We start from the raw sequence: 25,641 nt of genomic DNA, 5'->3' as shown, positions 1-25,641 counted from the left end.
GGGTGCGACAGTCACCCGATCCACAGTCTTCCGACATGGTTATGTCATCCCTGGTTATTATGTTTCCAATCCATGGCCACCAGTTCATGCGTCACCGGCCAAAGCGGGGGAGTCAATGGAAGCGCCATGGGTGTCAGAAACTACCTGATCGAGGGTGTCTCCGGTGTCGGCAAGACATCGGTTGCAACAGAACTTCAGCGACGCGGCCATCATGTGATCCATGGCGACCGCGAACTTGCATATAAGGGCGACCCTGAAACGGGCGCGGCCCTTGATCCAGCTCTGGAGGGCGATGCGGCGGATATGCGTTTCCGTCACCGGCATCATATATGGGATGTCGAAAAGGTTCGGGGGATTGCCGCCGATCACAGCCAGACGCTCACATTCTTCTGCGGTGGCTCAAGGAATTTTCAGCGTTTTATCGATGTGTTCGCTGAGGTCTTCGTTCTCGATCTCGATAGCGAGACCCTGCGAAGACGGTTGATCGAGAGACCCCGGGACGAGTTTGGCGGAGAGCCGGAGGAGCGGGAATTTGTTCTGCAGCTCCATGCGACGAAAGAAGACATTCCCGCTTACGCCACGGTCATCGATTCATCCCGATCTCTAAATGCTGTCGTGGATGATATTCTCGCGCGTTGCGCCAACGATTGAAAAAGAGTAGCGACCGGGCGTCCCGCATCCTTGTTCCGATCACAATGCAGTGCAGCATGATTTTTTGCTGCATATGCTCTTGTTCATCTCCCGTTCATCTGGCACCCTGCGCAGCATGATTTGCCTGGTCGTATCAAGCGGCCGTTCGGGCATTGCGCCGCTTGAATGTGGCTTCATCGCAGCCAAACCATTGGCCTTAGCTTTTACCGTGCTTGCCGGGTTCTCCCGGTGCGCCCTTAATTTGCCAGGGGACAAGTATGTCGCTTCGAACGGGTTCTGCCCTTGTATTATTGTTCTTCACCGCAGCCGCGGCCGCCCATGCCGATGAGGCGGGGCTGATCTGGAAGCCGGTCAAGAATTCCGATCGGTCCTATACGGCGCGCATCGGCGCGAAACTGCCGGTCGATACCCCGATCCGGGCCGGGCTGGAAATGGGCATGAATGCCTCAAAGACGGGGCAGGTGGTGGATACGCCGGTGCGGCTGTGGGGTAATGTCACGTTGCTGGCCGAACAGCTGCCGGGCGTCTCGCTTGCGCGGGATGTCGGCGTCATGTTCAACGCCCTGACAGGGTCGAGCAGCGTTTCCATGACCTCGCAGCAGAAGCGCATCGTTACGCCGGAGCTGGATATCGAGGCGAACCGCAATTTCACCGTGCGGTATGACGGCACGGCGCAGCAATGGAACGGGCTTGATGTCTCACAATCGCTGCGCCTGTCCCGCTCGGAAACCGGCACGGCCTTCGTGCTGACGGGGGCGAGCCGCAACAGTTTCAACGAGTTCAGCAGCGGTGTCGCGGTGGAACAGAAGCTGGGCGATCACCTGACGGTGCGCGGGACGCTGGATCAGGGTTATGCGGATCATTTCCGGCCGGGGGTAAGTGCGCGGTACAGTATTCGGTGGTGAGGGGGCGGGCTGGCTGTATACGGTTAGTTCGCAGGTGAGAAAGTCTCTTTAGGGGCGAAAACCTTTCCTCCGTCATGCCGGGCTTGACCCGGCATCCAGTGACGGCGAGTCGGCGCTGTGAAAGAGCCTTTCGCTATCAAAGACTTGATCGCGCTGGATCCCGGCTCAAGGCCGGGATGACGGGATGGGGATGCTGTGCTTTCTCAGAAGGCCGATTACGGCAACTCCGCCGTCTCAAAAGCCGCCCCCGCGCAACCTCAATCCTTCTTGATCTCACCCATGCGGTTCCACGCATCAAGCCCGGCAATCTTGTAGGCTTCCGCCAGTGTCGGGTAGTTGAACGTATTCTCGACGAAATATTCCACCGTGCCTTTGAGGTTCAGCACCGCCTGGCCGATATGCACCAGTTCGGTGGCGCCTTCGCCGACGATATGGACGCCGAGCAGGCGGCGGGTTTTCAGCGAGAAGATCATCTTCAGGAGGCCGCTGTCGAGACCCATGATGTGGCCGCGGGAGGTCTCGCGAAAATGGGCGATACCGCATTCATAGGGAATGTTGCGTTCGATGACTTCCTCTTCCGTCAGGCCGCAGGTGGAGATCTCCGGCACGGCATAGATGCCATAAGGGAAGAACTGCGGCGGTTCGCCGGCCGGTGCCCCAACGGCATGGCGGGCGGCGATGCGGCCCTGTTCCATGGACGTGGAGGCAAGGCTCGGGAAACCGATGATATCGCCGGCGGCATAGATGTTCGGCACGGACGTCTGGAAGGTTTCAGGATCGACTTTCAGGCGGCCGCGGCTGTCGGCTTCCAGCCCGCAGGCCGAAAGGTTGAGCGTATCGGTGGCGCCGACACGGCCGGCGGCGAAGAGGACGGTCTCGGCCTTCAGAACGCGGCCATTGCCGAGCGAGACGAGGCACTTGCCGCTCTCGTCGCGCTCCACCTTTTCCGCCTTCTGCCCGAAGATCAGCTTCATGTTGCGGTCGCGCAGCTGATAGGCGAAATCCTCGACGATTTCCTTGTCGATGAATTCGAGCATGGTTTCGCGCGGTTCCACCACCGTCACCTGCGTATCGAGCGCGCTGAAGATGGTGGCATATTCGATGCCGATGACGCCGGCGCCAACCACGATCATGGAGCGCGGCAGTTCCTTGATTTCGAGAATCTCGTCCGAATCGAGCACCGCTTCGCCATCGAAGGGAATATGCGGCGGCCGGTAGGGGCGGGTGCCGATGGTCAACAGAATGGAAGTGCCGGTGACATTCATGATCTCACCGTCGTTCTTCACCACCTTCATGGTGTTGGCGTCAACGAAGCTTGCCGTGCCGCGAATGTGCTGCACGCGGTTGCGGGCGAACTGGTGTTCCAGCACTTCCACTTCGTGATCCAGGGTGATGAGCAGGCGGCGGCGAAGATCCTCGGCGTCGATCTCCTGCTTGACGCGATAGGAGCGACCGTAAAAACCGCGCTCGCGCCAGCCGGTGAGGTTGAGCGCGGTTTCGCGCAGGGTCTTGGATGGAATGGTGCCGGTATGCACCGAAACGCCGCCGACGCGGCTGCCTTTCTCGATGACCAGAACCTTCTTTTCGAGCTTGGCGGCCTGAATGGCGGCCCGTCTTCCCGCCGGACCGCTGCCGACAACAATCAGATCGAACTGGTGCATGAAAAACCCCGGAATAGAATGCATTTCGATACCGGATGTCGCATCCGGCATGGCGTCACTGCGAAATGGGCGTGATGCCATTTTGACGATGGGGAGTGATTCCCCCGTTTGCCTTGCCCGCTAGAGTGCAATGCAACAAACGCCTGCGTCAATCTGTAGCGTAAGAATCTGACGGATTCGTAACTGGGTGAGGATTTTCGGAGGGTCGCGCGATTCACATCGGAGGGAGGTGGGCGTGGCTTACCCCCCTCTGCCCTGCTGGGCATCTCCCCCTCAAGGGGGGAGATCGATATGCGGCAAGGTTCCGACTATCTCAACGTCGAGGATGAAGTGGCGAAAGGGCCTCTGGCCGATCTCCCCCCTTGAGGGGGAGATGCCCGGCAGGGCAGAGGGGGGTAAGCCACATCCACCTCCGTCCACTTTTCCTGAACATGCCCCTAAAACCCCAACAGCTTCATCCCGCACGGCACTGCCGAACGGGTGATCGCGAGAGAGGTCGGGCGATTGCCCGGCTGCGCCTTGGTTGGGGTTGGTGTGGGTCGGATGCGTTGCGCAGCCGGGTCTTTCACCATGCCGTATCTCGCAAGGGCCGTGCACTGCACCCTGCGACATGGTCCTTTCCACGAACGTTGCCAGCGTTCCACCACCAGGACCGTCCCTTGGTTTCCGCCACGTCTGGCGTCCACCCGGCAGGACTGCGACCAATATAACAGCCTGTCGCGGAGCGGGGAAAGCGAGGGTGAATTTTTCCGGTGTCAGTCTTCCTTGCGGGTGACGTGGCGGTGAAGTGCTGCAAGGTCCTGCCGCAGCGCAGCCAGTTCGGCCAGCACTTTCACATCGATCTTTTCATGCAGTGAAAGCACTTCCAGTTCTGCCTTCAGATTCACCTCATAATCCTTGGCGGCCTCGAAGCGGTCGCGGGCGGCCTGACGATTCTGCGACATCATGATGATCGGCGCCTGAATGGCCGCCAGCATGGAGAGCAGCAGGTTGAGGAAGATGAAGGGATAGGGATCGAAAGCGCGGGTGGTCAGTACGATGGTGTTGATGATAGCCCAGAAAATCAGGAAAAAGCAGAAGCCGAGGATGAAACTCCAGGAACCGCCGACCCTGGCAATCTTGTCTGCCAGCCTGTCGCCGAAACTGGCGCCGGCGGAAAATTCCGCATTAATATCGCTTGAAACCAGCTTTTTCTGGTGCGCCAGCTCGAGAATGCGCCGTTCCACCTCGCCGATTTCACGAGAGGAGCGCTTGAAATGAGAGACGATATAGTCGGAGATATCTGACACGGGCGTGTCTCCGGTTCTGATTGGCGGTGCGGAGCTTTCCCGAGATAAACCCGCATGATGGCGGAATTCAAACGTTTTCCGCCACCATGCGTTCAGGCGTCCCTCGCCGAAATTCATTACACCGACGGCGCGCCCTCGTGCAGCCAATTGAAGCCGGGGAAAAAGCGCTCTTTTCCATATTGCTTGCCGAACATCATGTCGAATTGCAGCAGGCGATAATTGCGCACCACGTCAGGGACCGCGTTCGGCGCGATCGACCAGTCGGGCAGGGCATCGCCACCGGCCGTCACCAGCATGTGCCGGTCGATCACGGAAAAGGCCTGCTGAACTTCACCCAGCGTGCCGGTATAGAATGGATCGGAAAAGCCTGCGGTCTTCAGCACGTGATAGGGCAAGAGCGCCGGGCTGATGGTGCCGATATTCTTACGCACGCCCTTCTTCGAAGACCACACGACGAGCGGCGTCTCGTGCTCCTTCTTCATTACCTCGAGCGGTGCGCGGCGGCTTGCCACCATGCCCGGCATATAGCCGCTTTCCACGAAGGTCTGGCCGAGCGGCGGCAGATGATCGCCGAAGAGGACGATGATGGTCTCACGATCACGCTTCTTTGCCCAGCGCATCAGCTTCAGCAGCGCTTCGTCCGCTTCCACCACCCCTTGAGAATAGGTGGCGAGCGCCTGCGAGGCCGAAGCCGAAAGTTCGCCCTCAATGCCGATGGTGTTTTCGGCGTAACGGTTTGTCTCATAGGGGCCATGTCCCTGCAGGGTGACGGCAAAGAGGAAGAGCGGGTTCTGCGTCCGGTCCGCCGTCTCCATGATCTCTTCCATCAGCGCGTCGTCGGAGGCAAAATTGCCGCGTTTTTCCATGGCCGGCAGCGTCTCTTCGGAGCGGAATTCCTCGAAGCCGAAATTTTTATAGACCTGCTTGCGGTTCCAGAACCATTCCTGGAACGGATGAACTGCGATGGCGGAATAACCTTCGCCGCGGAAGAAGCTGGCGAGCGAGGGCACCGGGCGGCGGATATATTGCTGGTAGGGAATGCTGCCATAGGGCAGGAAGGCGTTCGAAAAGCCGGTCAAGGCCTCGAATTCCACATTTGCCGTCATGCCGCCGAACTCGGGCGAAAACACGTTGCCGGACTGTTTGGCGCGGATGGTCGGCATGGGATCGGCCGAGAGATTCACGTTTTCAAGCCGGGTCGGATCCCAGAGCGATTCGCTCATCAGCATGATGACATCAGGGTAATCACCCTTGTTGGCGGCGAAAGATGCCGGTTCCGAGGTGAGATCGGCGATGCTGTTTTCGCCGTAACCCTCCGGCGCCGAGACATTGGCCATGGGAATATTGAAGGCGAAGGCCATCAGGAAGCCGTTGTGACGGTAGTTTTCCTGCTGATCCCACATCATGGGGATGATGTTGAGGCGATCGCGCACCCAGGAATAATGCGAATAGTCCATCAGCGAGGCGAGGCTGGCGAGAAGCGGCAGCGCCAGCGCAAGGCCGGCGGCGCGCTCACGCCAGCGCAACACCGGCGAATGACGGTGCGCCAGCAGCCAGAGAGCCGCGAGAGAGGCAATTGCGGCGCTGAGGCCGAGACCCACCAGCATCGCCGTAAACGGCTGCGCCTTCAGCATGGTTGGCAAAAGTTCGAGAATCTGCCGCCCGAACAACAGGTCTGAGGGATAAAGCGGATCGGAGAGATAGGTCTGTTTCTGCGCTGAGATCAGCCCCACCAGTGCGCAGAGCGGCGCGACCGCAATCAGCGAAAGATAACGCCGGCCGAGGATCGAATCCAGCGCGACGAGAAGGGCGAGCACGGCGGCAATGGTTGTCATGCCCGGACGCGCGGAGGAGCTGATGAAAGTGCCGACATCCTGAAGCGAGCCGCGGACGACCCATTCCAACGCCACGACCAACACGACGGACGCGACCGTCAGGTTGGCAAGCGTGTAGGCCGTGCCAGAAAGCTTCGAAAGGCTCCTTGTCCATGCAGGCGAAAAGACAAAACCAGCCTTTTCGGAAGCCGTTGTTTTTGGCGCCGAATCTCTCAAACCCATACTCCGGTATTTCAGGCGCCAGCACCGATCCGGGGAGGTGAATCGGGTGTCGCAAAAGTGTCATGTAACTGTCACATAAGCGCGATGAACGCGACATGAACTTTATGAGATGTGCATATAAGCGCGATAACCTTCGCGTGAGGGCGGCTGTGTCGAGAAGCGCACGAATGAATGCAAGTGGGAATTGCTGCGTTGCGGAGCGATCACGGGCGCGGTATTGAAGGGTTATGAGCGACAGACACGATATAGAGAACCATCTCCGGATTGCCGTCGGGCAGTTCAATCCCACCGTTGGCGACGTGGCGGGCAATCTCGCCAAGGCGCGTGAAGCAAGGGCCGATGCGGCAACGCAGGGCGCCGATCTTCTGCTTCTCACCGAACTCTTCATTTCAGGCTATCCGCCAGAGGATCTGGTACTGAAACCTGCTTTTTTGAAAGCATGTCTGAAAGCGGTGGAAGAACTGGCGGCGGAAACCGCCGATGGCGGGCCGGGTATCGTTATCGGTTTTCCGCGACAGGGCGAGACGGGTCGGCACAATTCCGTGGCGCTTCTCGATGGCGGCAAGATCATTGCGCTGCGCGACAAGATCGACCTGCCGAATTACGGCGAGTTTGACGAAAAGCGTGTTTTCTCCGAAGGGTCGATTTCCGGGCCCTATAATTTCCGCGGCGTGAGGATCGGCATTCCGATCTGCGAGGAAATCTGGAACGACATGGGCGTCTGCGAGACGCTGGCCGAAAGCGGCGCGGAAATCCTGCTGGTGCCGAACGGCTCGCCCTATTACCGCGGCAAGCTGGATGTGCGCCATCAGGTGGCACTCCGGCAGGTGATCGAAAGCGGCCTGCCGCTGGTTTTCGCCAACCAGCTGGGCGGGCAGGACGAGCTGGTGTTCGATGGTGCGAGCTTTGGCTTCAATGCCGACAAGACGCTCGCCTTCCAGATGAGCCAGTTCGAAGCCACGCTTGCTGTAACCGACTGGAAACGCACAGCGGATGGCTGGCGCTGCGAAAGCGGGCCATTTTCCAAGATTCCCGAGGGTGAGGAGGCGGATTACCGCGCCTGCATGCTGGGCTTTCGCGATTACGTCAACAAGAACGGTTTCAAGAGCGTGGTTCTCGGCCTTTCCGGCGGGATCGATTCGGCGATCTGCGCCGCCCTTGCCGTCGATGCGCTGGGTGAGGAGCGGGTACGCTGCATCATGCTGCCTTACCGCTATACCTCGGAAGAATCGCTGAAGGACGCCGCCGATTGCGCCAAGGCGCTCGGCTGCCGTTACGATATCGTGCCGATCGTGGAGCCGGTGGAAGGTTTCCTGTCTGCGCTGTCAGAACTTTTCGAGGGCACGGAAGAGGGCATTACCGAAGAAAACCTGCAGAGCCGCACGCGCGGCACCATCCTGATGGCCGTTTCGAACAAGTTCGGCTCAATGGTGGTGACGACGGGCAACAAGTCGGAGATGTCGGTGGGTTACGCGACGCTTTATGGCGACATGAATGGCGGTTTCAACCCCATCAAGGACCTCTACAAGATGCAGGTCTATGCCATTTCCAGCTGGCGCAACGCCCATGTGCCGCCGGGCGCGCTCGGCCCTTCCGGCGAAGTGATCCCCGCCAACATTATCGCCAAGGCTCCATCGGCCGAATTGCGCCCCAACCAGACCGACCAGGATTCGCTGCCGCCTTATCCGGTGCTGGACGATATTCTCGAATGCCTTGTCGAGAAGGAAATGTCGGTCGAGGAAATTCTGGCGCGCGGCCATGATGTGGCGACCGTGCACCGGGTCGAACATCTGCTTTACCTCGCCGAATATAAACGCCGGCAATCGGCGCCGGGTGTGAAGATCACCAAGAAGAACTTTGGGCGGGACCGGCGTTATCCGATCACCAACCGGTTCCGTGATCGGTAGGGCGTTTTGGGAAGGCGCGTTTAACGCCGTCCCTGCTTAATGAATTGGGCAAACGCATTGTGAGACGGTGCGGCATATTTCTTCTCCCCGCCGGGGAGAAGGTGGCCCAAAGGGTCGGATGAGGGGGCAACCCCTCCGTATATCACGAAGCTTGCTTGCCCCCTTATCCCGCTGCCGCGGACTTCTCCCCCTCGGGGAGAAGAAACAAGTGTCATGCGCTCGATCCACAGCGGAGCGTCTTGATTGGCGCGGAAAACTCCGCGCCGCTCACCTCAAATAACCTGCCCCACATCGATACGATTGCCGTCAGGGTCTTCAAACACAAAGGCCCTTAGACCGTAATCCTTGTCCTGCAGGCCCTTGATGATGCGCAAGCCCTGGCTCTTGCAGAGCGCATGCAGCGCGTCCACATCGCTCACCATCATATGCGCCACATTGAAGGGCGCTGCCTTGTGGCTGGGCTGCAATGTCAGGTGCAGCTCGGCATTGCCCTGTTTGAGGATCATGAAGCCCACAGGGTTGCCGTTTGCGAAGGTCTTTTCGAAGCCGAGCACGCCGACATAAAAATCATGGGCCTTTTCGATATTCTTGACAGGAAGCATGGCGGCAATCCGCCCGAAGCGGATGCCGTGATCGGCGATGGTATTCATCGCGGAACCTCTGATCTGGGAGAAACGGGGCGGGCCGCGGACGGTGCCGGGGCGCTGGCGTTTTTTCCGGTTTGAATTTGCAGGACGGTGCCTGCCGCCCTAGGATCATAATCGAGGCGATGGTGGATGCAAACGGAATGTCTGCGTCACCAAGCGCTATGAATGAGAACACGGACCCGCCCGGGAGGCAGAATGCGCAGCTCCATCGAAATCTTCAACATCCGCACCCGGCAGATGCGGGTGGTGTGGCAGACGCCCGATCTTTTCGAAGCGCCGAACTGGTCGCCGGATGGACAATATCTGCTGTTGAACAGCGATGGGCTGCTTTATCGCCTGTCCCTTTCCGGTGATGCGTCGCCACAAAAGGTCGATACGGGTTTCGCAATCCAGTGCAACAATGACCACGGCATTTCGCCTGACGGTTCGCTTTATGCCATTTCCGACAAGGTGGAATTCGGCAAGAGTGCGATTTATCTGCTGCCAGCGGCGGGCGGCACGCCGAAGCTGATGACGGAGAACCTTCCTTCCTACTGGCACGGCTGGTCACCGGATGGGAAAAGCTTCGCCTATTGCGGCATTCGCGATCAGATTTTCGATATCTATTCCATGGACATAGACAGCGGCGTTGAGACACGCCTTACCCATGGTGAGGGCCGCAATGACGGGCCGGATTATTCGCCTGACGGTGCGTGGATCTATTTCAATTCCAGCCGCACCGGACGGATGCAAATCTGGCGGGTGCGGGTGGATGGCTCAGTGGTGGAGCGCATCACCGACAGCTCCTATGGCGACTGGTTTCCGCACCCGTCACCAAGGGGGGACAAGGTTGTCTTCATTTCCTATGACGGCGACGTGTTCGATCATCCCCGCGATCTCGACGTGCGGGTGCGGCTTATGGATATGGATGGCGGCAATGTCGAAACGCTTTTCGAGCTGTTTGGCGGGCAGGGCACGATGAACTCTCCTAACTGGTCACCTGATGGCGACGAGTTCGCTTATGTCAGATATTTCCCGGCGGAATGATGAAGGTAAGGTGCGGCAGGCCACATTGCCGCACCACCTGCACGGCACTTGTGTTCGCAAGCTTTTTTGCCCATAGCTTCACCCGTCAGGTGCCCGCCCTTCGGCGGGAGAATCGGGAATCCGGTGAAAAACCGGAACGTGCCCAACGCTGTGAGGCGGATGCTCTTTTTCTCATGCCACTGGAGCAATTCGGGAAGGCGAAACGGGGCGGATGAAGCTTAGTCAGAAGACCGGCCTGGCAGGATGGACCGAACCGCGCGGACGGCGGCAGGTCGCTGGAAAAGCGCGTCGTCGCTGCAAACCTCCCATGGTTTCGGCACCGGCCCGCCCCGCATTGTTAGGGATAAACGATGCCGACCGAACCGCCCGTCACCATGTCGCCCGTCACCATGCCGCCCGACTCCAACCCGTTCGATCACGCGCTTTCGCCCGCCCGCCCGTTTTCCGGCGAGGAGCGTGAGGCCGTCTATCGTGCCATCGAAACCCGCCGCGATGTGCGCGACCAGTTCCTGCCGGACCCGCTGCCGGATGATCTCATCGAGCGCCTTTTGAGGGCGGCGCATTCGGCGCCCTCGGTCGGTTTCATGCAGCCGTGGAACTTCACCCTCGTCACCGATGGCGCCGTGCGCCAGGCGGCATGGTTGGCCTTCAGCCGCGCCAATGAAGAGGCGGCGGCGATGTTTGCGGGCGAGCAGCAGGCGCTTTATCGCAGCCTGAAGCTCGAAGGCATCCGCAAGGCGCCGCTCAGCATCTGCGTCACCTGCGATCCGACACGGGGTGGCAAGGTGGTGCTGGGTCGCACCCATAATGCACGCACGGATGTCTATTCCACCGTCTGCGCCATCCAGAACCTCTGGCTCGCGGCCCGCGCCGAAGGCGTCGGCGTCGGCTGGGTCAGTATTTTCCATGACAGCGATATCAGGGCCATTCTGGATATCCCCGATCATATCGAGATTGTCGCCTGGCTATGTCTCGGCCGGGTCGATACGCTTTATACCGAACCGGAACTGGCGGTGAAGGGCTGGCGGCAGCGCGTGCCGCTGGAGGAGCTTGTGTTTCGTAACCGCTGGGGTGGGGTGTAGACCCGGAGGCCTGCGAATAGGGCGGGACGTTGCCCATTTCTTCTCCCCGCCGGGGAGAAGGTGGCCCGAAGGGTCGGATGAGGGGGTAACGGCGGAGATTTTCGGAGAGCTTGCCCCCTCATCCCGCTGCCGCGGACTTCTCCCCGGCGGGGAGAAGAAACAAGGGGCACGCGCTCGCACCATTCCGCGTGCAGAAGAGATTTCACTGCTGTGGCTGGATACCCTTCAGCGCCGGGTTCTTCAGGTCGATCTTGCCGGTCTGGTCCGGCAGGAATTTGGGCCCGATGACGCGCACTTTTGTGTCGTTCGGGTCATAGTCGCGCTCAGGAACAGGTTGTTCCGGCGGCTTTGCGGCCTGCTGCTCGGCGGGCTTTGGGGCCTTGTCACCTTGCGGCGATGGAATGGTGGTGATGCTGGAATAGGGCTTTTCGGCTTCCGGCCGCGACGCCTGTTCCTGCTTTTGCATCTCCTCGTGATAGGCGGCCATGTTGCAGGCGCAGCCGGGCGCTTTCGTTGAGGCATTGCGATAGGCGAAGGCGGTCGGCAGATCCTTGTAGGGTTTGCCGGTTTCAGCGGACACCATGTCTGCTGTTTCCTGATCCGTCATGGAGTGGAAATAGAGCTCCGTCTCGGTTCCCGGGCACATTTTCTGGCACTGCTCGGCCTGGGCGCGAAAATCGAGTGGCGAGGCGTTGGAGGCGATCGGGAAGAATGAGCCGTCGCAGGTGCGCACGCAGAGTGTGCGAAGCCCGCCCTCCGCGGCGGCGTTGGGGTAAGGGGAAAGGCCCGCCTGTCCCGGCTCACCGCCATTCTGCCTGAAGGCATCGGGATAACGCGTCACATCGGGTGCAGGCGATGCTTGACGGTTCATCTCCTCAGCGGGGGTGCAGCCATTGGCATCGAGGGCGGCAAGAATGCGCTCGCGCCTGGTATCGCCGTCGTCGCTCCTCGCCGCCGCCATGGCGTCGTCGCGATCGCGGATGATCGCGTCGCGTTCGGCCTCGGCATCCACAAGCGCATCGCCGATCTCGGCGCAGAGCCCGGCATTGGGATTGCCATAAACGATAACGCTGCCGGACGAGCAGCCATAGCTGCGCATGTCGTTCCTGATCTTGCGGATGACGATGTTCTGGTGGGCAAGCGCATTGGCGTAACGCCGCACCTCGGCCGTGTTGCCGATGACACGGGGTGGTTCTCGCAACTGTTGATAAAGCGTATCGCACACCTGATCCGCAAGAGCGGCGGCAGGAGCAATGAAAACAAGGGGAAGCAGAAGGCCGATGATGCGGCTGCGCCGGGTCAATTGTGCGATCCGTTTGATGTCCCCGGCCGGTGGCAGGGGTGTTATGCTTCAGGAAATCCGTGTTTCAGGAAGATAACATAAGCTGTTGCCGCATTGCGGCAACAGCATGTTCAAAACTGCGTTAATGCGCCTTCATTACACCGAAGGGTGAGAGGCCTGCACCACGGCAAAGGCCGCCATGTTGACGACGCCACGCGAGGTGACGCTGGGCGACAGGATATGGGCGGGCAGGGCCGTGCCGAGCAGGATCGGGCCGACATGCAGGCCTTCCGTCAAGGTGCGGGTGACGCCCAGCGTGATGTTGGCGGCATCGAGGTTCGGGAAGACCAGAAGGTTTGCTTCGCCGGTCAAAACGCTGTTGGGCATGGCGCGTTTGCGCAGGGCTTCCGACAGGGCCGAGCCGCCCTGCATTTCGCCGTCCACTTCCAGTTCGGGTGCAGCCTCCTGCACGATCTTCAGCGCGCGGCGCATCTTGCGGGCGCTTTCGGAATCGCGCGAGCCGAAATTGGAATGGCTGGCGAGCGCGATTTTCGGCGTGATGCCGAAGCGGCGGATTTCCTTCGCGGCAAGAATGGCCATTTCGGCCACTTCTTCCGATGTAGGGTCGTTGTTGACGAAGGTATCGGTGAGGAACAGCGCACCCTGCTGGGTGATGAGCAGGCTGAGGCCGGCGAAGGAGCGGACGCCGTCCTGCTTGCCGATGATCTGGTTCACGTCGCGCAGATGGCGGTCGTAACGGCCTTCGAGGCCGCAGATCAGCGCATCGGCTTCGCCACGCTTGACCGACAGCGCACCGATGACAGTCGTGTTGGTGCGCACGATGGTGCGTGCCGCTTCCGGGTTGATGCCGGCGCGGCCGACCAGGGCGAAATAATCATCCACGTAGTCGCGGTAGCGCGGATCGTCTTCCGGGTTCACCACGGCGAAATCCGTATGCGGGCGGATGCGCAGACCGAAACGCTTGAGGCGCGTTTCGATGATCTGCGGACGGCCGATGAGGATCGGGATGCCGGTGCCTTCTTCCAAGAGCACCTGGGCGGCGCGCAGCACGCGCTCGTCTTCGCCTTCGGCAAAGATGATGCGCTTCTTTTCGGCGGCCTTTGCGGCGTTGAAGACAGGCTTCATGATGAAACCCGAGCGCCAGACGAAGCGGTTCAGCTGGTCGAGATAGGCTTCGAAATCGGTGATCGGCCGGGCGGCAACGCCGCTTGCGGCGGCAGCACGGGCAACGGCCGGGGCAATGCGCAGGATAAGGCGCGGATCGAAGGGCGAGGGGATGAGGTAGGTCGGGCCGAAGATCGGCGTTTCGCCGCTGTAAGCCTTGGCGGCCACTTCGGAGACTTCCTCACGCGCGAGTTCCGCGATGGCCTGCACGGCGGCCATCTTCATTTCCTCGTTGATCGTCGTCGCGCCGCAATCGAGCGCGCCGCGGAAGATATAGGGGAAGCAGAGCACGTTGTTGACCTGGTTCGGGAAATCCGAACGGCCGGTGCAGATCATCGCGTCCGGGCGGGCGGCACGCGCCTCTTCCGGCATGATTTCTGGCTTGGGGTTGGCAAGCGCGAGGATCAGCGGGTTCTCCGCCATGCGCTCCAGCAGTTCCGGCTTCAGAACGCCTGCCGCCGACAGGCCGAGGAAGACATCGGCGCCGTCGATCGTTTCGGCCAGCACGCGCTTGTCGGTCTTCTGGGCGTAAACTTCCTTCCACTCGTCCATCAGCGTATTGCGGCCGTCATAAACGAGGCCCTCGATGTCGTGGACCCAGATGTTTTCTTTCTTCGCGCCCATCGCAACGAGGAGGTTGAGGCAGGCAAGGGCTGCCGCACCGGCGCCCGAGGCAACGATCTTGACGCTGGACAGGGACTTTCCGGCCAGTTCCAGAGCGTTGGTGACAGCAGCGGCGACGATGATCGCGGTGCCGTGCTGGTCGTCGTGGAAGACGGGAATGTTCATCTTCTCGCGCAGCTGGCGCTCCACCTCGAAACACTCCGGCGCCTTGATGTCTTCAAGGTTGATGCCGCCGAAGGTGGGTTCCAGCGCCGCGATGGTGGAAACCATGTCGTTAATGCCGGGCGCGTCGATCTCGATATCGAACACGTCGATACCGGCGAATTTCTTGAAAAGGACGGCCTTGCCTTCCATCACAGGCTTGGAGGCAAGCGGGCCGATATTGCCGAGGCCAAGCACGGCCGTGCCGTTGGAGATGACGGCGACGAGATTGGCGCGGGCGGTGTAATCCGCCGCCATTTCCGGATTTTCATGGATGGCGAGGCAGGGTGCGGCGACACCCGGCGAATAGGCGAGCGCCAGATCGCGCTGGTTGCCGAGCGGCTTGGTGGCCTGGATCTCCAGCTTGCCGGGGCGCGGATAGCGGTGGAAAAAGAGCGCCTGTTCTTCGATGTCGGCCTTTGCCGTGTTGGCGGGCGTGTTGTTCTTATCGTGAGAGGTCATGTCTTCCACCGTCGTATCTGGTTTTATTTCGGACCCCTGAATACAACAAACTTCCCCGTGGTACAGCCGTTATTTACGGGCGTCTCATGCAAATGCGGCCACGGCTTATTCGCGTTTTCGTGAAGCGTTTCGTCATATTCCCTGCAAAAAACGGTCGCTGTCATGTTGCTGAAACACGAGTCTGGTTCTGAGAGGGAAGAAAGCCGCAGGGACGCAACCGAACAGGGGGATGAAATCCGTGGCCGGTCAAACCGAAACCAGACAGTTCAGAACGCTTTTCATTTCGGATGTTCATCTTGGTTCCAAGGCGGCCAAGACTGACTATCTGCTGGACTTCCTCAGACATCACGAGGCCGAAACGATCATTCTCGTCGGTGACATCGTCGACGGCTGGCGCCTGCGCCGCAGCTGGTACTGGCCGCAGGGTTGCAACGACGTGGTGCAAAAGCTGCTGCGCAAGGCCCGCAAGGGAACCCGCATCGTGTATATTCCCGGCAATCACGATGAATTCCTGCGGGAGTTCCCCGGCATGCATTTCGGCGGCATCGAAGTGGCCGAGCGCATGATCCATGAGGCGGCCGACGGCAGGAAATATCTCATCATCCATGGCGACGAGTTCGACGTGGTGGTGCGCAACGCCCGCCTGCTCGCCTATCTCGGCGACTGGGCCTATGACGCAGCAATCGCCATCAATATCGCCATCGCCGCCGTACGCCGCCGCATCGGCCTGCCTTACTGGTCGTTTTCGGCCTGGGCCAAGCTGCAGGTGAAACACGCCGTCAACTTCATCGGTGAATTCCAGCGTGTGGTGGCGGATGAAGCCCGGCGCAACAATGTCGACGGCGTGATCTGTGGCCATATTCACCACGCCGTCATGGAAGACATGGACGGCATACGTTACATCAACACCGGCGACTGGGTGGAAAGCTGCACGGCGATTGCCGAGAACGCCGATGGCAGCTTCGAGCTGATCACCTGGATGCAGACGAGCGAAGTGGTTGCCGAGCAGACATCGGACGAAATGGAGCCGGTGAATATTCCGGGGCTGATTGGCAAGCACGCGGCGTGATTGGAGCGTTTGACGGGCGCTGATGGTAGGCTCACCTGTAAACGAGTGTTGGTTGAAATTGTAGCATCCGCATACCGTCATCCCGGCCCTGAGCCGGGATCCAGTGCGATCAAGTCTTTGATCGCGTAAGACTTATTTCTCACGGCGCAGACGCGCCGTGGCTGGATGCCGGATCAGGTCCGGCATGACGGAGGTGAGGCTTTAGAGGCTTCTCAGTAACCTTCCGGTGACGCACCGGAGAGAGGGTGCGAATGCAGCCTCTAGGCACCAACCCAGTCCGGACCCTTAGCGAGAGCTCTATCCCCACAATTCCGGCCGCGCCGGATAAACAAGTGACCCTTCATAAACCAGCCCAGGCTCCCGATCCTCGGCCAAAAGCAGCGGGCCGTCGAGATCGGCAAAGGCCGTGCCCTGCGCGGCAAGCACGGCAGGTGCCATGCCCAGCGAGGTGCCGAGCATGCAGCCGACCATGATGGTGAAACCGAGCCTTTCGGCCTCCGCCTTCATGACAAGCGCCTCCGTCAGGCCGCCGGTCTTGTCGAGCTTGATGTTGATCGCGTCGTAGCGGTCGCGCAGGCCGTTGAGGTCCTTGGTGGAATGCACGCTTTCATCGGCGCAGATCAGCACCGGATGGTCGATACGGGAGAGAATGGCGTCCTTGCCGGCGGGCAGGGGCTGTTCGATCAGCGATATCTTCAGCTCTGCCGCAAGCCTCAGATAATATTCGATATTATCGTCATTCCAGCCTTCGTTGGCATCGATGATGATGCGCGCCTCGGGTGCGGCTGCGCGGACGGCCCGCAGGCGGGCTTCATCGTCGGCTGTGCCGGTCTTGATCTTCAGAAGCGGACGTCCGGCGTTCTCTGCGGTCTTTGCGGCCATGGTCTCCGGGTCTGCAAGCGAAATCGTATAGGCTGTGACGAGCGGCTCTGCCTCCTGTCCGAGGACCTGCTCGGCGACGCTCTGGCCGCTCATCTTCGCCTCGATATCCCAAAGCGCGCAATCCACCGCATTACGGGCCGCACCCGGTTTCATCGCCTGCTGCAACTCCTGCCGCGTCAGGCCTGCGGCGATCCGCTCCGCCATCGCCTCGATATCGGCAATGACGCCTTCGATGCTTTCGCCATATCGCGGATAGGGCACACATTCACCTCTGCCGGTGAAGGAACCATCGCGGATGGTGCACGTTACGACATCCGCATGCGTCCGGGTGCCGCGTGAAATGGTGAAGCTGCCAGCAACGGCGAAACGTTCTGTTGTGGCTTGAAGGTAACGGGGCATGTTTTTTCACTTCCGATTGGGCGTCAAATGACACATGACGCCAAATTTATCACGAATTGTCGGCTGCCACTGTGGCTTGCCGGAGGCCGAAACGTTATGAAACCTTTAAGAATCTCGTGACGGCTGCATTCGCTCGGAGCATTATGCAAGAACAGGACACACGGCAACAGGCGACCCCAGCCGCAATCACCGAAGACGGCGCCGTCTCCGGCGGCGGCCTGCGCTATGTCATGAGCGGCTCCTGGCGCAACAGTAATCTCTCCGCCGTTTTACCTGATCTCGATAAGATCGAAAAAAGCAGACCCGCCGGCCCGGTGGAGATCGAGCTTTCCTCCGTCGAGTCCATCGATACAACCGGCGCCTGGATCATCCAGCGCCTGCGCAAGGACCTCGAGGCGAATGGTGCGACAGTCACGCTCAGCGGCAACGACCGTATCGAGCAGGTGATCGGGCAGCTGCCCGACAAGGCGGAGATGGAGGCGGAGCCGGTCGCGCGCGAGGGACTGGTGGAGCGCATCTTTTCTCCGATCGGCAAGGCCGTGGTCCAGAATGGCGCGGATTTCCTGGCGGGCATGTATATTCTGGGTTCGGCAGTACGCGGTGCGCAGATGAAGCTCGGACGCGGGCGCGGCGTCTCGCCGGCGGCAATCGTCAACCAGATCGACCATATGGGCGTGCGCGCCGTGCCGATCATCATGCTGATGTCGTTCCTGATCGGTGCCATCATCGCCCAGCAAGGCGCGTTCCAGCTCAGATATTTCGGGGCTGAGGTCTTCGTCGTCGATCTGGTCGGCATTCTCCAGCTGCGTGAAATCGGTGTTCTGCTGACTGCGATCATGATCGCCGGCCGCTCCGGCAGCGCCATCACCGCCGAAATCGGCTCCATGAAGATGCGCGAGGAAATCGACGCGCTGAAGGTGATTGGCCTCAATCCCGTGGGCGTGCTGGTGTTCCCGCGGCTGGTGGCGCTCACCATTGCGCTGCCGCTTCTGACCATTCTCGCCAATTTTGCCGCGCTTTTTGGTGCTGCCATCGTGGCGCTGCTTTATTCCGGCATCACTTTTGAGGTGTTCCTCTCGCGTCTGCATGGCGCGGTGGAGGAATCGACCATCGCAGCGGGCATGATCAAGGCGCCGTTCATGGCGCTCATCATCGGCATCGTCGCGGCGGTGGAGGGCATGAAAGTGGGCGGCTCGGCGGAATCGCTCGGCCAGCACGTCACCTCCTCGGTGGTGAAGTCGATCTTCGTCGTCATTCTGGTGGATGGTCTTTTTGCCATCTTCTACGCAGCCATCGATTTCTAGGGAGGGCGCGTTGGAAACACTGGACCAGAAACCGCAGCAGCAGGCAAAGACCGGAAAAGACGGCCGCGAGGTGGTGCTTTCCGTCGAGGGCGTGACAGTCGGCTTTAACGGCCGGAACGTGCTGGAAGATCTCAATCTCGATGTCTATCGCGGCGAAATCCTGGGTTTCATCGGTCCCTCCGGGGCCGGAAAATCCGTGTTGATGCGCACGGTCCTGCGGCTTTTGCCACGGCAGGCGGGCACGATCAGCATTCTCGGCTCTGATTATGACAAGGCGGGCGAGGACGAGCGCATGAGGCTCGACCAGCGGCTTGGGGTGCTGTTCCAGCAGGGCGCGCTGTTTTCCGGCCTGACGGTGAAGGAAAACATCCAACTGCCGATGCGCGAATATCTCGATCTGCCGAAGAAACTGATGGACGAGCTTGCCTATCTCAAGATCGAGATGGTGGGGCTGAAGCCCGATGCGGGCGACAAATACCCGTCCGAACTGTCAGGCGGCATGATCAAGCGTGCTGCCCTTGCCCGGGCGCTGTCGCTCGATCCCGACCTCGTTTTCCTCGATGAGCCGACATCCGGCCTCGATCCCATCGGGGCGGCGGAATTTGATATGCTGATCGCGCGGCTGCGCGATTCGCTCGGCCTGACCGTTTATATGGTGACGCACGATCTCGACAGCCTGTTCTCCGTCTGTGACCGCATTGCGGTTCTCGGCCAGAAGAAGGTGCTGGTGGAAGGGACGCTGCAGGACATGTTTGCCTGCGACGACCCGTGGGTGCAGTCCTATTTCCGCGGTAAACGGGCGCGCTCTGTCGTTCTTCCGGACGACAGGCAGGAACATCCGGTGGAGTAACGAGAAGCATGGAAACCAAGGCGAACTACACCATAGTCGGAATTTTCACGCTGATCGTGATCGCCGCTGCATTCGGCTTCGTTTACTGGATGGCGGAATTCGGCCGCGGTGGCCCGACAGCACAGCTTGTGGTGCGTATTCCGGGCTCCGCCAATGGCCTTTCGGTCGGCTCTCCGGTGCGCTTCAACGGTATTCCCGTCGGCACGGTGCGCGGGCTTGCAATCGACCGCGACGACCCGGCCTATTCCATCGCCTTTACAGAGGTACAGGCGGATGCGCCGGTTTTCCCTTCCACACGCGCCGTGCTTGAAATTCAAGGCCTGACCGGAGCGGCGTATATCGAGCTTTCCGGCGGCAACAAGGATGGCGAGCGCATTCTGCAGAAAGCTGTCGAAAGCGGTGTTCCGGCCGAGCTGACGGCCGATCTTTCCAGCGTCACCAACCTGCTTGCCACCGCCGACAAGATACTGAAGCGCGCCGATGGCGCCATCGGCGAATTGCAGGGCTTCGTGCAGGATGCGCGCGGCCCGCTGACGCAGACGGTTCGCAATGCCGAAAAATTCTCCGATGCGCTGGCGGCAAACTCCGATGGCATCAAGAATTTCATTGCCAGCCTCAGCTCGCTTTCCACCACCGTACAGTCGGTCTCGGTGCGCCTCGACGGCACGCTGAGCGCCATCGAAGATCTGGTGAAGGCAGTGGATGCTGGCAAGATCGATTCCATCCTGTCCAATGTCGACAAGGTGACGAAGGATGTCGCGTCGGCTTCGAGCGATATTCAGGGCATCATGGAAACGGTGCAGAGCACGGCGCGCAATTTCGAGGCGGCAAGCACGGAAGTGCAGACGGTCGTCAAGCGCGCGGATGAGCTTCTCGCCTCCGTCGATCCCGCCAAGGTGGGCACCGTGGTTGACGACGTTTCCTCTGCGACCGCCGATGCGCGCGATGCTGTCGCGAACTTCAAGCGGATCGCCGATGATGTGGGCGCACGGCGCGCCGATATCGATCAGGCGGTTTCCGATTTCACCGAGATGGGCCGCAAGCTGAACCTGGCCTCCAGCCGCGTTGATGGGATTCTCGCCAAGGTGGACGGCATGCTCGGCACTGACGACGCCAATTCGCTGTTTGCCAAGGCGCGTGAGACGCTCACCTCCTTCAAGGCGGTGGCCGACAATCTCAATGCCCGCATCGGGCCGATCGCCGACAATCTGACCCGCTTCTCAAGCTCGGGCCTGAAAGATTTCCAGGCATTGATCGGCAGCACGCGACAGACGGTGGACAATCTCAACAATGCCATCACCAATATCGACCGCGATCCGCAACGGTTGATTTTCGGCGGCGAAACCGTGAAACAATATGACGGCAGAACAAGGCGCTAAGAGGGGTATGGGCCAATGAGACTATCGATGAACGGCCAACGCCGCGCCCTCGTTCTGGCTCCGCTGCTTGCTGCAATGATGGCGGGCTGCGCGGGCGCGCCGAAGAACGATACCTTCGATCTCTCCGTCTCGCCGGCGGCGGTGACGCAGGGGCCGTCGCTGAAAAGCCGTCAGCTGCTGATTGCCGATCCGACCGCCCTGAAGGCGTTGGACAGCGAAAACATCGTGGTGCGGCTTTCGGGCTCGGAAGTGCAATATCTCGGCAATTCGCAGTGGAGCGACCGCCTGCCGCGTATGGTGCAATCCAAGCTCGTGGAAGCGTTCGAGGATACCGGCAAACTCGGCGGCGTCGGCAGGCCGGGGCAGGGGCTGGCGATCGATTATCAGGTCGTGAGCGATATCCGTGCCTTCGAAATCGATACGGCGAAGAACCTCGCCAATATCGAAATCTCGGTGAAGCTCCTCAACGACCGAAACGGCACGGTGAAGGCGCAGGAGGTGTTCCGTTCCAGCGCCCGCGTCGGCGGCTCAGGCAACGCCAATTTCGTGAAAGCACTCGACCGGGCCTTTGCCGCCGCGACGCGCGAGATTGTGGCCTGGACGCTGAAGTCTCTCTGACGGTTGGTCCGTGCAGGCGCGGTGCCGGCACGGACGCTATCGGTATTTTCCCGATCGTTTCAGGCGGCGTCCTGCTGCGACTTCCATTCCGGCAGGGGGAAGACGCGGTCGTAGCTCCAGTTGAAGACAAAAGCATAGACCACGTAAAAAAGCGCGAAGGAGATATCCATCACCAGCGCGTGGGCAAGGCTGATATTCAGATACCAGGCGATGAAGGGCATCAGGACGATCAGCAGGCCGAGTTCGAACAGCACCGCGTGCCCGATCCGAATGGCGGGTGTCTTGAGCGTGGTGCCCTTCAGGCGCTGCATGGCGTGGTCGAAGCCGAGATTATAGACGTAATTCCAGATGGTCGCGAGCGTGGCGCTGACGAGGCCCACGACGCCGATATCCTCCATGGGCATGCCAAACAGCAATGCGCCGAGTGGAATGACCAGCAGAAGCCCGATGATCTCGAAACTGAGGGCGTGGCGGATACGATCTTGCAGGGAGCGCATTCTATTCTCCGGTTTGTGACCGGGCCGTCCCGCATGCTGTCGCCGATGTGGCCGAGGTCGTCCTCGCGCCTGGTCATATATAGCTTTCGGGCGGATTTTTCAAGCATGGGGGACTTGGGGAGTGTTCCGCCTGCTTCGTCTCGCCGCCGCGGAAGAAAAAACAGGCGGCGACACGTTCATTCTTTCGACTGCACCAACGAAACCGTGATCGGAACAAGACCAGTGCATTTTCGTTATCGCTTACGGAAGGAGTCGTGCAATGCAGCAGAATTCCCTCGAAGGAAGAACGATCAAGGCCGCCAACCAGGCTAAGGTTTCGACTTACACGCCAAGCCTGATTTCCCTCAAGGGAAGTTACGTGGCGATGATATTTCGCAGACCGCTTTGCGGAAATCCGCTGGATCTGCGGAAGAAATAACAAAGCACGGCCAGTTCTGGCGCACCATTCGCATATCGAAACGACGACTACCGACGTTAAGTTTATAAGGTGTCTCTAAAGTGTGATTTTCAATCCGGTTCGTCTCCACCTAGACTGGAGATTGCCATAAAAGCGAAGGGAGAATGACATGAAATCAGTTCTCATTATCGCCGCTGTCTTTGGTTTTTCCGCCAGCGCAGCGCTTGCGGAATGCGCGGGTCATGAAAAGATCAACGCTTCCGTCCCTGCCGTCGACCGCGAATTCAAAACCGCAAGCATCGTTCCGCCGACGGAACCGGCTGACAAGCCCGTCGTCATCCTGAAAAAGACGGATCGCCTTCCCGCCGCGGCGGTTGCCACGACCGGCGAGCCCGAAGCCGCAATGCAACGCATGCAATAAGACAGGACCATGATCTCTTCATTCTGAAAATCCCGTGCGCGATGTGATCCGCACGGGATTTTTCATTGTCTGGCTGCGTCGCGCCGCCGCCGTTTTGCAGCGTTTGAACGTCACCAGAAAGGCAGACAGCCTCAGCTGTCGAGCTTCAGCGACAATTGCCGCGGTCCTTCGCTCTTCTTCAGCACGTAAAGCGGCCGGGTGATGATGACCTCGGTGCGCCGCTGCAATTCGCGCCGGCGTTCCAGCGCGCGCTCGCGCATGTCACGGGAACGGGCCACGACGGTGAGGGCATTTTCTATGGTTGCGTCTGCTGTGTTCATCGCTGACCTCCATAATGTTCACTATATGTTCTCATTATTGGCCGCTTGTGTCAACACTAAGGCAGGCTGTCAGCGCCATTCCGACATTGCTGGGTAAACAGGGCGTATCACGTGGCAGCGGGCGTGGGGCCCGGCACGGCTCCGCAAGGCGCATCATGCGCCTGCGGTGAGGCGTTTAGCCTACGCCAGCCTGGGGATCGGTGTGTGGGGATGGATATCAAGATTGCCCGGGCGTTGATCCGCCCCGGCGGCAGGGTGCATTCAGGAGTGGGGGCGTTGGTCCGGCGCTGCGAGCGTCGATAACATATCGGTGAGATGTTCGCTGGCGAGCGCCACGATGGCGAGTGCGGCCTGCTGGCGGTTCCAGCCGGCATGTTCGGCTTTTTCAATGAGCCCCTGAATGGAGGGTTCCAGTGCGAACTGGCACTCGGCCTGATAGTCCATGGTGTCGATCGAAAGCGACGGGGAATTGATTGCGGCCCGCATCGTTTGGTCTCCCTGTTTTCCGTCATGTCCTTCAAACGCGAAACGCAAATTGGAACATGCACATTCAGAGGCCGGTGATACCGCATATACCCCGCAGGGCCCGATATCACTGGCAGCGAATCCCCCAGCAGGCGGGAGTTAACGGCAAGTACCTGTCGCTGTCAACGAATGCCCGGTAGCGATGAGGCGGGGGATGCGCTTTTTCAGAGGCTTCGGTTGCGGAAGGGTTTTCGTCTCCAGATCAGCAGAGCCATGACATAAAGCGCGAAAAGGACGAACCATGTGACCGGAAGCACCATGAAAAGCGCCGCAAAAGCACAGCTTCCCTCGAAACAGGAGCCGAGGAGCCCGGAATCGGCAAGGGCTGCCGATAATAAAAACGCACATACCCCGCTCCCGACCGCGCCGAGGACGAACAGCAATATGGTGATGAGTAATCTCATAATCTCGATCATAGGGATGATTGAGACAGCTTTGCGGAAGTAACGTCACCGCAACGCCGAGAATCGCGCTTTCGTCCGCTTCATCGCAAGAATTTGAAGAGGCATTCCGGGATCGTTGGTTGCCTCGACGCAGCATGACTGAAAACGCCCAAAGATTATGCCAATTTTCCTTCCGAAGCGCAGTTTTAATGTATATATTGATTTTTGACGGTATATTGTGAAATATATTGTGTAATATAAATATTCTTGCGAGAGATTTTAGAAAGTTCATGAGTACTTTTGCTTCATTGTTTTGTATCTAGGTTATCGATAACTCCTATTTTTATTTCGTTGATATTTTAGCCATCACTTACTGACAAGCGGCACGGATTCACCATCCTGCGGCTGTGTCGCGAGGAAAGGATAGCAGATTTGTTCATTCTTTCATTCCCGGCTTGCCCGACCGGCAAGCTCTCGGGCCTTGTGGCCTGCGCCATCGTGCTGACAGGTTTCCTGACGCAGGCTTCCGCTCAGTCGCGCGCCTGCAACGACCCTACGCCTGTCGGCAATCTCGACGAAATGTTCGATGCCATCTTCGCCTGCTGGGTGCCGCCGGAGGACGCGGAGGGACTGGTGGTGACGCTGCAGTTCATTTTGCACAAGGACGGAAGGATAAGGGACAAGGTGGTGGTGATTGCCGGGCGCCCGCAGGAGGATAGTCCAAGACGCAGGGCCTTCATCGAATCCGCCATCGAGGCGGTAAGGCGGGCGGCACCTGTTCCCTTTACCGAGCAGTTTGGAAGCCGTATCGCCGGCCGGCCGCTGGCGCCGCGCTTCGTCGGTGTAAAAGAGCCTGTGCCGACGCTGGAACTTTAGAGGAGGCCAGGCCAAAACACGCGACGCTTCGAGCGCTGGCGTCGTGACTGCCGGCAGCAAATTTACTGCGATCGCGCGGAGTGCCAGACCTAAGACGAGGCTTCCGAAGCTCACGCGATGCTTCAATCCGGCATCGCAACGTCTTGTCATTATGGAGGAATTTGGTGGGTGATGTAGGGCTCGAACCTACGACCCGCTGATTAAGAGTCAGCTGCTCTACCAACTGAGCTAATCACCCGACCGGCACCGTGTGGCGGTGTGAGGGGGCGTATAAAGGGGAAGTTTGGGCTTGTCCAGCGCGTAAATGAAATTTCTTCGATTTTTGTGACGAAAAAATTTCGGCCGCGCTGGAAAAGCCTGGAAATCCGGTGTTTTACGGATTTTTTCTTTTCGTCATCCGCGCCTGAACGCCCGCCCGATAAAGATGAGGATGCAAGCGCCGATGAAGCCGGCGATCAAATATCCCAGCCAGCCGGTCAAAACGATTCCGAAGACCGAAAGGATGGCGTTGGCGATGATGGCGCCGACGATTCCGAGAAGGATGTTCATGAAAACACCCATATTGCTTTTCATGAATTGTTCGGCGAGCCACCCCGCGACGCCACCGATGATGATGGCTGCAATCCAGCCAATGCCAGCAGATTCCATGATTTCCTCCCATGTTTGCTGCACGATCAAAGGTGATGATTCGCGCGGGGAAAAGCAAGGTAAACTCCTGAAAACCTCGCTTCATGCGGGTGGT

The 25,641-nt window shown here is 59.6% G+C and carries 25 protein-coding genes, 1 tRNA gene and 1 riboswitch; of the genes, 13 read left to right on the top strand and 13 right to left on the bottom strand.

Features of this window, described 5'->3' with window-relative positions; all coding sequences use genetic code 11:
* Nucleotides 1–126 precede the first annotated feature (126 nt).
* Both K7A42_RS21165 and K7A42_RS21160 read left to right on the top strand, forming a co-directional pair.
* Nucleotides 127–651: an AAA family ATPase gene (locus K7A42_RS21165; protein ID WP_006700411.1), complete on the top strand. Its 525-nt coding sequence runs from the start codon at nucleotides 127–129 to the stop codon at nucleotides 649–651.
* Nucleotides 652–908: 257 nt separating this feature from the next.
* Nucleotides 909–1,556, top strand: a complete 648-nt coding sequence (locus K7A42_RS21160) for a hypothetical protein (RefSeq protein WP_004442052.1) — start codon at nucleotides 909–911, stop codon at nucleotides 1,554–1,556.
* A gap of 257 nt (nucleotides 1,557–1,813) precedes the next feature.
* Here K7A42_RS21160 and sthA read toward each other — a convergent pair whose 3' ends face one another.
* The 3 genes from sthA to K7A42_RS21145 all read right to left on the bottom strand — a co-directional run bounded on the left by sthA (nucleotide 1,814) and on the right by K7A42_RS21145 (nucleotide 6,563).
* Nucleotides 1,814–3,217, bottom strand: coding sequence for a Si-specific NAD(P)(+) transhydrogenase (gene sthA, locus K7A42_RS21155; RefSeq protein WP_004442050.1), 1,404 nt, complete (start codon nucleotides 3,215–3,217; stop codon nucleotides 1,814–1,816).
* A 755-nt stretch (nucleotides 3,218–3,972) separates the two neighbouring features.
* The gene (locus K7A42_RS21150; RefSeq protein ID WP_035210951.1) at nucleotides 3,973–4,506 is read right to left on the bottom strand and encodes a DUF1003 domain-containing protein; all 534 of its coding nucleotides are present in this window, start codon (nucleotides 4,504–4,506) and stop codon (nucleotides 3,973–3,975) included.
* Between the two features lie 116 nt (nucleotides 4,507–4,622).
* A complete protein-coding gene (locus tag K7A42_RS21145) occupies nucleotides 4,623–6,563 on the bottom strand; it encodes an LTA synthase family protein (RefSeq protein ID WP_282455801.1) in 1,941 nt (646 codons plus the stop codon).
* A gap of 227 nt (nucleotides 6,564–6,790) precedes the next feature.
* On the opposite strand from K7A42_RS21145, the gene K7A42_RS21140 reads away from it, so the two are divergent.
* Nucleotides 6,791–8,470 carry an NAD+ synthase gene (locus tag K7A42_RS21140; RefSeq protein WP_022556239.1) on the top strand — a complete coding sequence of 560 codons (1,680 nt, stop codon included), beginning with the start codon at nucleotides 6,791–6,793 and terminating at the stop codon, nucleotides 8,468–8,470.
* 272 nt (nucleotides 8,471–8,742) lie between these two features.
* Here the strand turns inward: K7A42_RS21140 and K7A42_RS21135 are convergent, their stop codons facing one another.
* A complete protein-coding gene (locus tag K7A42_RS21135; protein ID WP_108081893.1) occupies nucleotides 8,743–9,120 on the bottom strand; it encodes a glyoxalase superfamily protein in 378 nt (125 codons plus the stop codon).
* A gap of 192 nt (nucleotides 9,121–9,312) precedes the next feature.
* On the opposite strand from K7A42_RS21135, the gene K7A42_RS21130 reads away from it, so the two are divergent.
* Both K7A42_RS21130 and bluB read left to right on the top strand, forming a co-directional pair.
* Entirely contained in the window at nucleotides 9,313–10,143 is an 831-nt protein-coding gene (locus tag K7A42_RS21130; protein WP_045533671.1) for a TolB family protein, read from the top strand.
* Nucleotides 10,144–10,213: 70 nt separating this feature from the next.
* A riboswitch (cobalamin riboswitch) is annotated at nucleotides 10,214–10,397 on the top strand.
* Nucleotides 10,398–10,532: 135 nt separating this feature from the next.
* A complete protein-coding gene (gene bluB / locus K7A42_RS21125) occupies nucleotides 10,533–11,225 on the top strand; it encodes a 5,6-dimethylbenzimidazole synthase (RefSeq protein ID WP_107327744.1) in 693 nt (230 codons plus the stop codon).
* A 202-nt stretch (nucleotides 11,226–11,427) separates the two neighbouring features.
* On the opposite strand, the gene K7A42_RS21120 is transcribed toward bluB, so the two are convergent.
* Both K7A42_RS21120 and K7A42_RS21115 read right to left on the bottom strand, forming a co-directional pair.
* Nucleotides 11,428–12,528, bottom strand: a complete 1,101-nt coding sequence (locus K7A42_RS21120) for a DUF2865 domain-containing protein (RefSeq protein WP_278066788.1) — start codon at nucleotides 12,526–12,528, stop codon at nucleotides 11,428–11,430.
* Between the two features lie 135 nt (nucleotides 12,529–12,663).
* Nucleotides 12,664–14,979 carry an NADP-dependent malic enzyme gene (locus K7A42_RS21115; RefSeq protein ID WP_004442036.1) on the bottom strand — a complete coding sequence of 772 codons (2,316 nt, stop codon included), beginning with the start codon at nucleotides 14,977–14,979 and terminating at the stop codon, nucleotides 12,664–12,666.
* A 229-nt stretch (nucleotides 14,980–15,208) separates the two neighbouring features.
* Here K7A42_RS21115 and K7A42_RS21110 point away from each other — a divergent pair, with 229 nt between their 5' ends.
* Nucleotides 15,209–16,048: a UDP-2,3-diacylglucosamine diphosphatase gene (locus tag K7A42_RS21110; protein ID WP_282455800.1), complete on the top strand. Its 840-nt coding sequence runs from the start codon at nucleotides 15,209–15,211 to the stop codon at nucleotides 16,046–16,048.
* Nucleotides 16,049–16,345: 297 nt separating this feature from the next.
* On the opposite strand, the gene dgcA is transcribed toward K7A42_RS21110, so the two are convergent.
* On the bottom strand, nucleotides 16,346–17,329 hold the full coding sequence (gene dgcA / locus K7A42_RS21105; protein ID WP_282455799.1) for an N-acetyl-D-Glu racemase DgcA: 984 nt from the start codon (nucleotides 17,327–17,329) through the stop codon (nucleotides 16,346–16,348).
* Between the two features lie 143 nt (nucleotides 17,330–17,472).
* Between dgcA and K7A42_RS21100 the strand changes: the two genes are divergently transcribed.
* The 4 genes from K7A42_RS21100 to K7A42_RS21085 are packed head-to-tail and all read left to right on the top strand — an operon-like array spanning nucleotide 17,473 to nucleotide 21,480.
* Nucleotides 17,473–18,633 (top strand): ABC transporter permease, encoded by a 1,161-nt coding sequence (locus tag K7A42_RS21100; RefSeq protein WP_006697379.1) that lies wholly within the window; start codon nucleotides 17,473–17,475, stop codon nucleotides 18,631–18,633.
* A 10-nt stretch (nucleotides 18,634–18,643) separates the two neighbouring features.
* Complete coding sequence (locus K7A42_RS21095; RefSeq protein WP_006697380.1) at nucleotides 18,644–19,483, top strand: ABC transporter ATP-binding protein; 840 nt, start codon at nucleotides 18,644–18,646, stop codon at nucleotides 19,481–19,483.
* Between the two features lie 8 nt (nucleotides 19,484–19,491).
* Nucleotides 19,492–20,862 (top strand): MlaD family protein, encoded by a 1,371-nt coding sequence (locus K7A42_RS21090; protein ID WP_004442026.1) that lies wholly within the window; start codon nucleotides 19,492–19,494, stop codon nucleotides 20,860–20,862.
* Between the two features lie 15 nt (nucleotides 20,863–20,877).
* A complete protein-coding gene (locus tag K7A42_RS21085; protein WP_282455798.1) occupies nucleotides 20,878–21,480 on the top strand; it encodes an ABC-type transport auxiliary lipoprotein family protein in 603 nt (200 codons plus the stop codon).
* Between the two features lie 59 nt (nucleotides 21,481–21,539).
* Here the strand turns inward: K7A42_RS21085 and K7A42_RS21080 are convergent, their stop codons facing one another.
* Nucleotides 21,540–21,977, bottom strand: a complete 438-nt coding sequence (locus K7A42_RS21080; protein WP_035210924.1) for a PACE efflux transporter — start codon at nucleotides 21,975–21,977, stop codon at nucleotides 21,540–21,542.
* Nucleotides 21,978–22,236: 259 nt separating this feature from the next.
* Here K7A42_RS21080 and K7A42_RS21075 point away from each other — a divergent pair, with 259 nt between their 5' ends.
* Both K7A42_RS21075 and K7A42_RS21070 read left to right on the top strand, forming a co-directional pair.
* The gene (locus K7A42_RS21075) at nucleotides 22,237–22,395 is read left to right on the top strand and encodes a hypothetical protein (protein ID WP_004442022.1); all 159 of its coding nucleotides are present in this window, start codon (nucleotides 22,237–22,239) and stop codon (nucleotides 22,393–22,395) included.
* A gap of 148 nt (nucleotides 22,396–22,543) precedes the next feature.
* Nucleotides 22,544–22,795: a hypothetical protein gene (locus tag K7A42_RS21070; protein WP_004442021.1), complete on the top strand. Its 252-nt coding sequence runs from the start codon at nucleotides 22,544–22,546 to the stop codon at nucleotides 22,793–22,795.
* 131 nt (nucleotides 22,796–22,926) lie between these two features.
* Here the strand turns inward: K7A42_RS21070 and K7A42_RS21065 are convergent, their stop codons facing one another.
* The 3 genes from K7A42_RS21065 to K7A42_RS21055 all read right to left on the bottom strand — a co-directional run bounded on the left by K7A42_RS21065 (nucleotide 22,927) and on the right by K7A42_RS21055 (nucleotide 24,056).
* Nucleotides 22,927–23,115, bottom strand: a complete 189-nt coding sequence (locus K7A42_RS21065; RefSeq protein ID WP_004442020.1) for a hypothetical protein — start codon at nucleotides 23,113–23,115, stop codon at nucleotides 22,927–22,929.
* A gap of 261 nt (nucleotides 23,116–23,376) precedes the next feature.
* On the bottom strand, nucleotides 23,377–23,601 hold the full coding sequence (locus tag K7A42_RS21060) for a hypothetical protein (RefSeq protein WP_004442019.1): 225 nt from the start codon (nucleotides 23,599–23,601) through the stop codon (nucleotides 23,377–23,379).
* Between the two features lie 203 nt (nucleotides 23,602–23,804).
* On the bottom strand, nucleotides 23,805–24,056 hold the full coding sequence (locus K7A42_RS21055) for a hypothetical protein (RefSeq protein ID WP_004442017.1): 252 nt from the start codon (nucleotides 24,054–24,056) through the stop codon (nucleotides 23,805–23,807).
* 399 nt (nucleotides 24,057–24,455) lie between these two features.
* On the opposite strand from K7A42_RS21055, the gene K7A42_RS21050 reads away from it, so the two are divergent.
* Entirely contained in the window at nucleotides 24,456–24,899 is a 444-nt protein-coding gene (locus K7A42_RS21050; RefSeq protein ID WP_282455797.1) for an energy transducer TonB, read from the top strand.
* Nucleotides 24,900–25,061: 162 nt separating this feature from the next.
* On the opposite strand, the gene K7A42_RS21045 is transcribed toward K7A42_RS21050, so the two are convergent.
* Both K7A42_RS21045 and K7A42_RS21040 read right to left on the bottom strand, forming a co-directional pair.
* Nucleotides 25,062–25,137, bottom strand: a tRNA-Lys gene (locus K7A42_RS21045).
* A gap of 155 nt (nucleotides 25,138–25,292) precedes the next feature.
* Complete coding sequence (locus K7A42_RS21040) at nucleotides 25,293–25,547, bottom strand: GlsB/YeaQ/YmgE family stress response membrane protein (RefSeq protein ID WP_004442014.1); 255 nt, start codon at nucleotides 25,545–25,547, stop codon at nucleotides 25,293–25,295.
* Nucleotides 25,548–25,641 lie beyond the last annotated feature (94 nt).

Source organism: Agrobacterium sp. InxBP2, assembly GCF_026191755.1.
GTDB classification, from domain to species: domain Bacteria; phylum Pseudomonadota; class Alphaproteobacteria; order Rhizobiales; family Rhizobiaceae; genus Agrobacterium; species Agrobacterium pusense.
The sequence above is the reverse complement of the archived record's forward strand: the minus strand, read 5'-3'. Positions and strand labels throughout refer to the sequence as shown.

Coding starts and splice junctions, on each gene's coding strand:
- K7A42_RS21165 (WP_006700411.1), top strand. CDS start 127: ATGGGTGTCAGAAACTACCTGATCGAGGGTGTCTCCGGTGTCGGCAAG.
- K7A42_RS21160 (WP_004442052.1), top strand. CDS start 909: ATGTCGCTTCGAACGGGTTCTGCCCTTGTATTATTGTTCTTCACCGCA.
- sthA (WP_004442050.1), bottom strand. CDS start 3,217: ATGCACCAGTTCGATCTGATTGTTGTCGGCAGCGGTCCGGCGGGAAGA.
- K7A42_RS21145 (WP_282455801.1), bottom strand. CDS start 6,563: ATGGGTTTGAGAGATTCGGCGCCAAAAACAACGGCTTCCGAAAAGGCT.
- K7A42_RS21140 (WP_022556239.1), top strand. CDS start 6,791: ATGAGCGACAGACACGATATAGAGAACCATCTCCGGATTGCCGTCGGG.
- K7A42_RS21135 (WP_108081893.1), bottom strand. CDS start 9,120: ATGAATACCATCGCCGATCACGGCATCCGCTTCGGGCGGATTGCCGCC.
- K7A42_RS21130 (WP_045533671.1), top strand. CDS start 9,313: ATGCGCAGCTCCATCGAAATCTTCAACATCCGCACCCGGCAGATGCGG.
- bluB (WP_107327744.1), top strand. CDS start 10,533: ATGCCGCCCGACTCCAACCCGTTCGATCACGCGCTTTCGCCCGCCCGC.
- K7A42_RS21115 (WP_004442036.1), bottom strand. CDS start 14,979: ATGACCTCTCACGATAAGAACAACACGCCCGCCAACACGGCAAAGGCC.
- K7A42_RS21110 (WP_282455800.1), top strand. CDS start 15,209: ATGAAATCCGTGGCCGGTCAAACCGAAACCAGACAGTTCAGAACGCTT.
- dgcA (WP_282455799.1), bottom strand. CDS start 17,329: ATGCCCCGTTACCTTCAAGCCACAACAGAACGTTTCGCCGTTGCTGGC.
- K7A42_RS21100 (WP_006697379.1), top strand. CDS start 17,473: ATGCAAGAACAGGACACACGGCAACAGGCGACCCCAGCCGCAATCACC.
- K7A42_RS21090 (WP_004442026.1), top strand. CDS start 19,492: ATGGAAACCAAGGCGAACTACACCATAGTCGGAATTTTCACGCTGATC.
- K7A42_RS21085 (WP_282455798.1), top strand. CDS start 20,878: ATGAGACTATCGATGAACGGCCAACGCCGCGCCCTCGTTCTGGCTCCG.
- K7A42_RS21080 (WP_035210924.1), bottom strand. CDS start 21,977: ATGCGCTCCCTGCAAGATCGTATCCGCCACGCCCTCAGTTTCGAGATC.
- K7A42_RS21075 (WP_004442022.1), top strand. CDS start 22,237: ATGCAGCAGAATTCCCTCGAAGGAAGAACGATCAAGGCCGCCAACCAG.
- K7A42_RS21070 (WP_004442021.1), top strand. CDS start 22,544: ATGAAATCAGTTCTCATTATCGCCGCTGTCTTTGGTTTTTCCGCCAGC.
- K7A42_RS21065 (WP_004442020.1), bottom strand. CDS start 23,115: ATGAACACAGCAGACGCAACCATAGAAAATGCCCTCACCGTCGTGGCC.
- K7A42_RS21060 (WP_004442019.1), bottom strand. CDS start 23,601: ATGCGGGCCGCAATCAATTCCCCGTCGCTTTCGATCGACACCATGGAC.
- K7A42_RS21055 (WP_004442017.1), bottom strand. CDS start 24,056: ATGATCGAGATTATGAGATTACTCATCACCATATTGCTGTTCGTCCTC.
- K7A42_RS21040 (WP_004442014.1), bottom strand. CDS start 25,547: ATGGAATCTGCTGGCATTGGCTGGATTGCAGCCATCATCATCGGTGGC.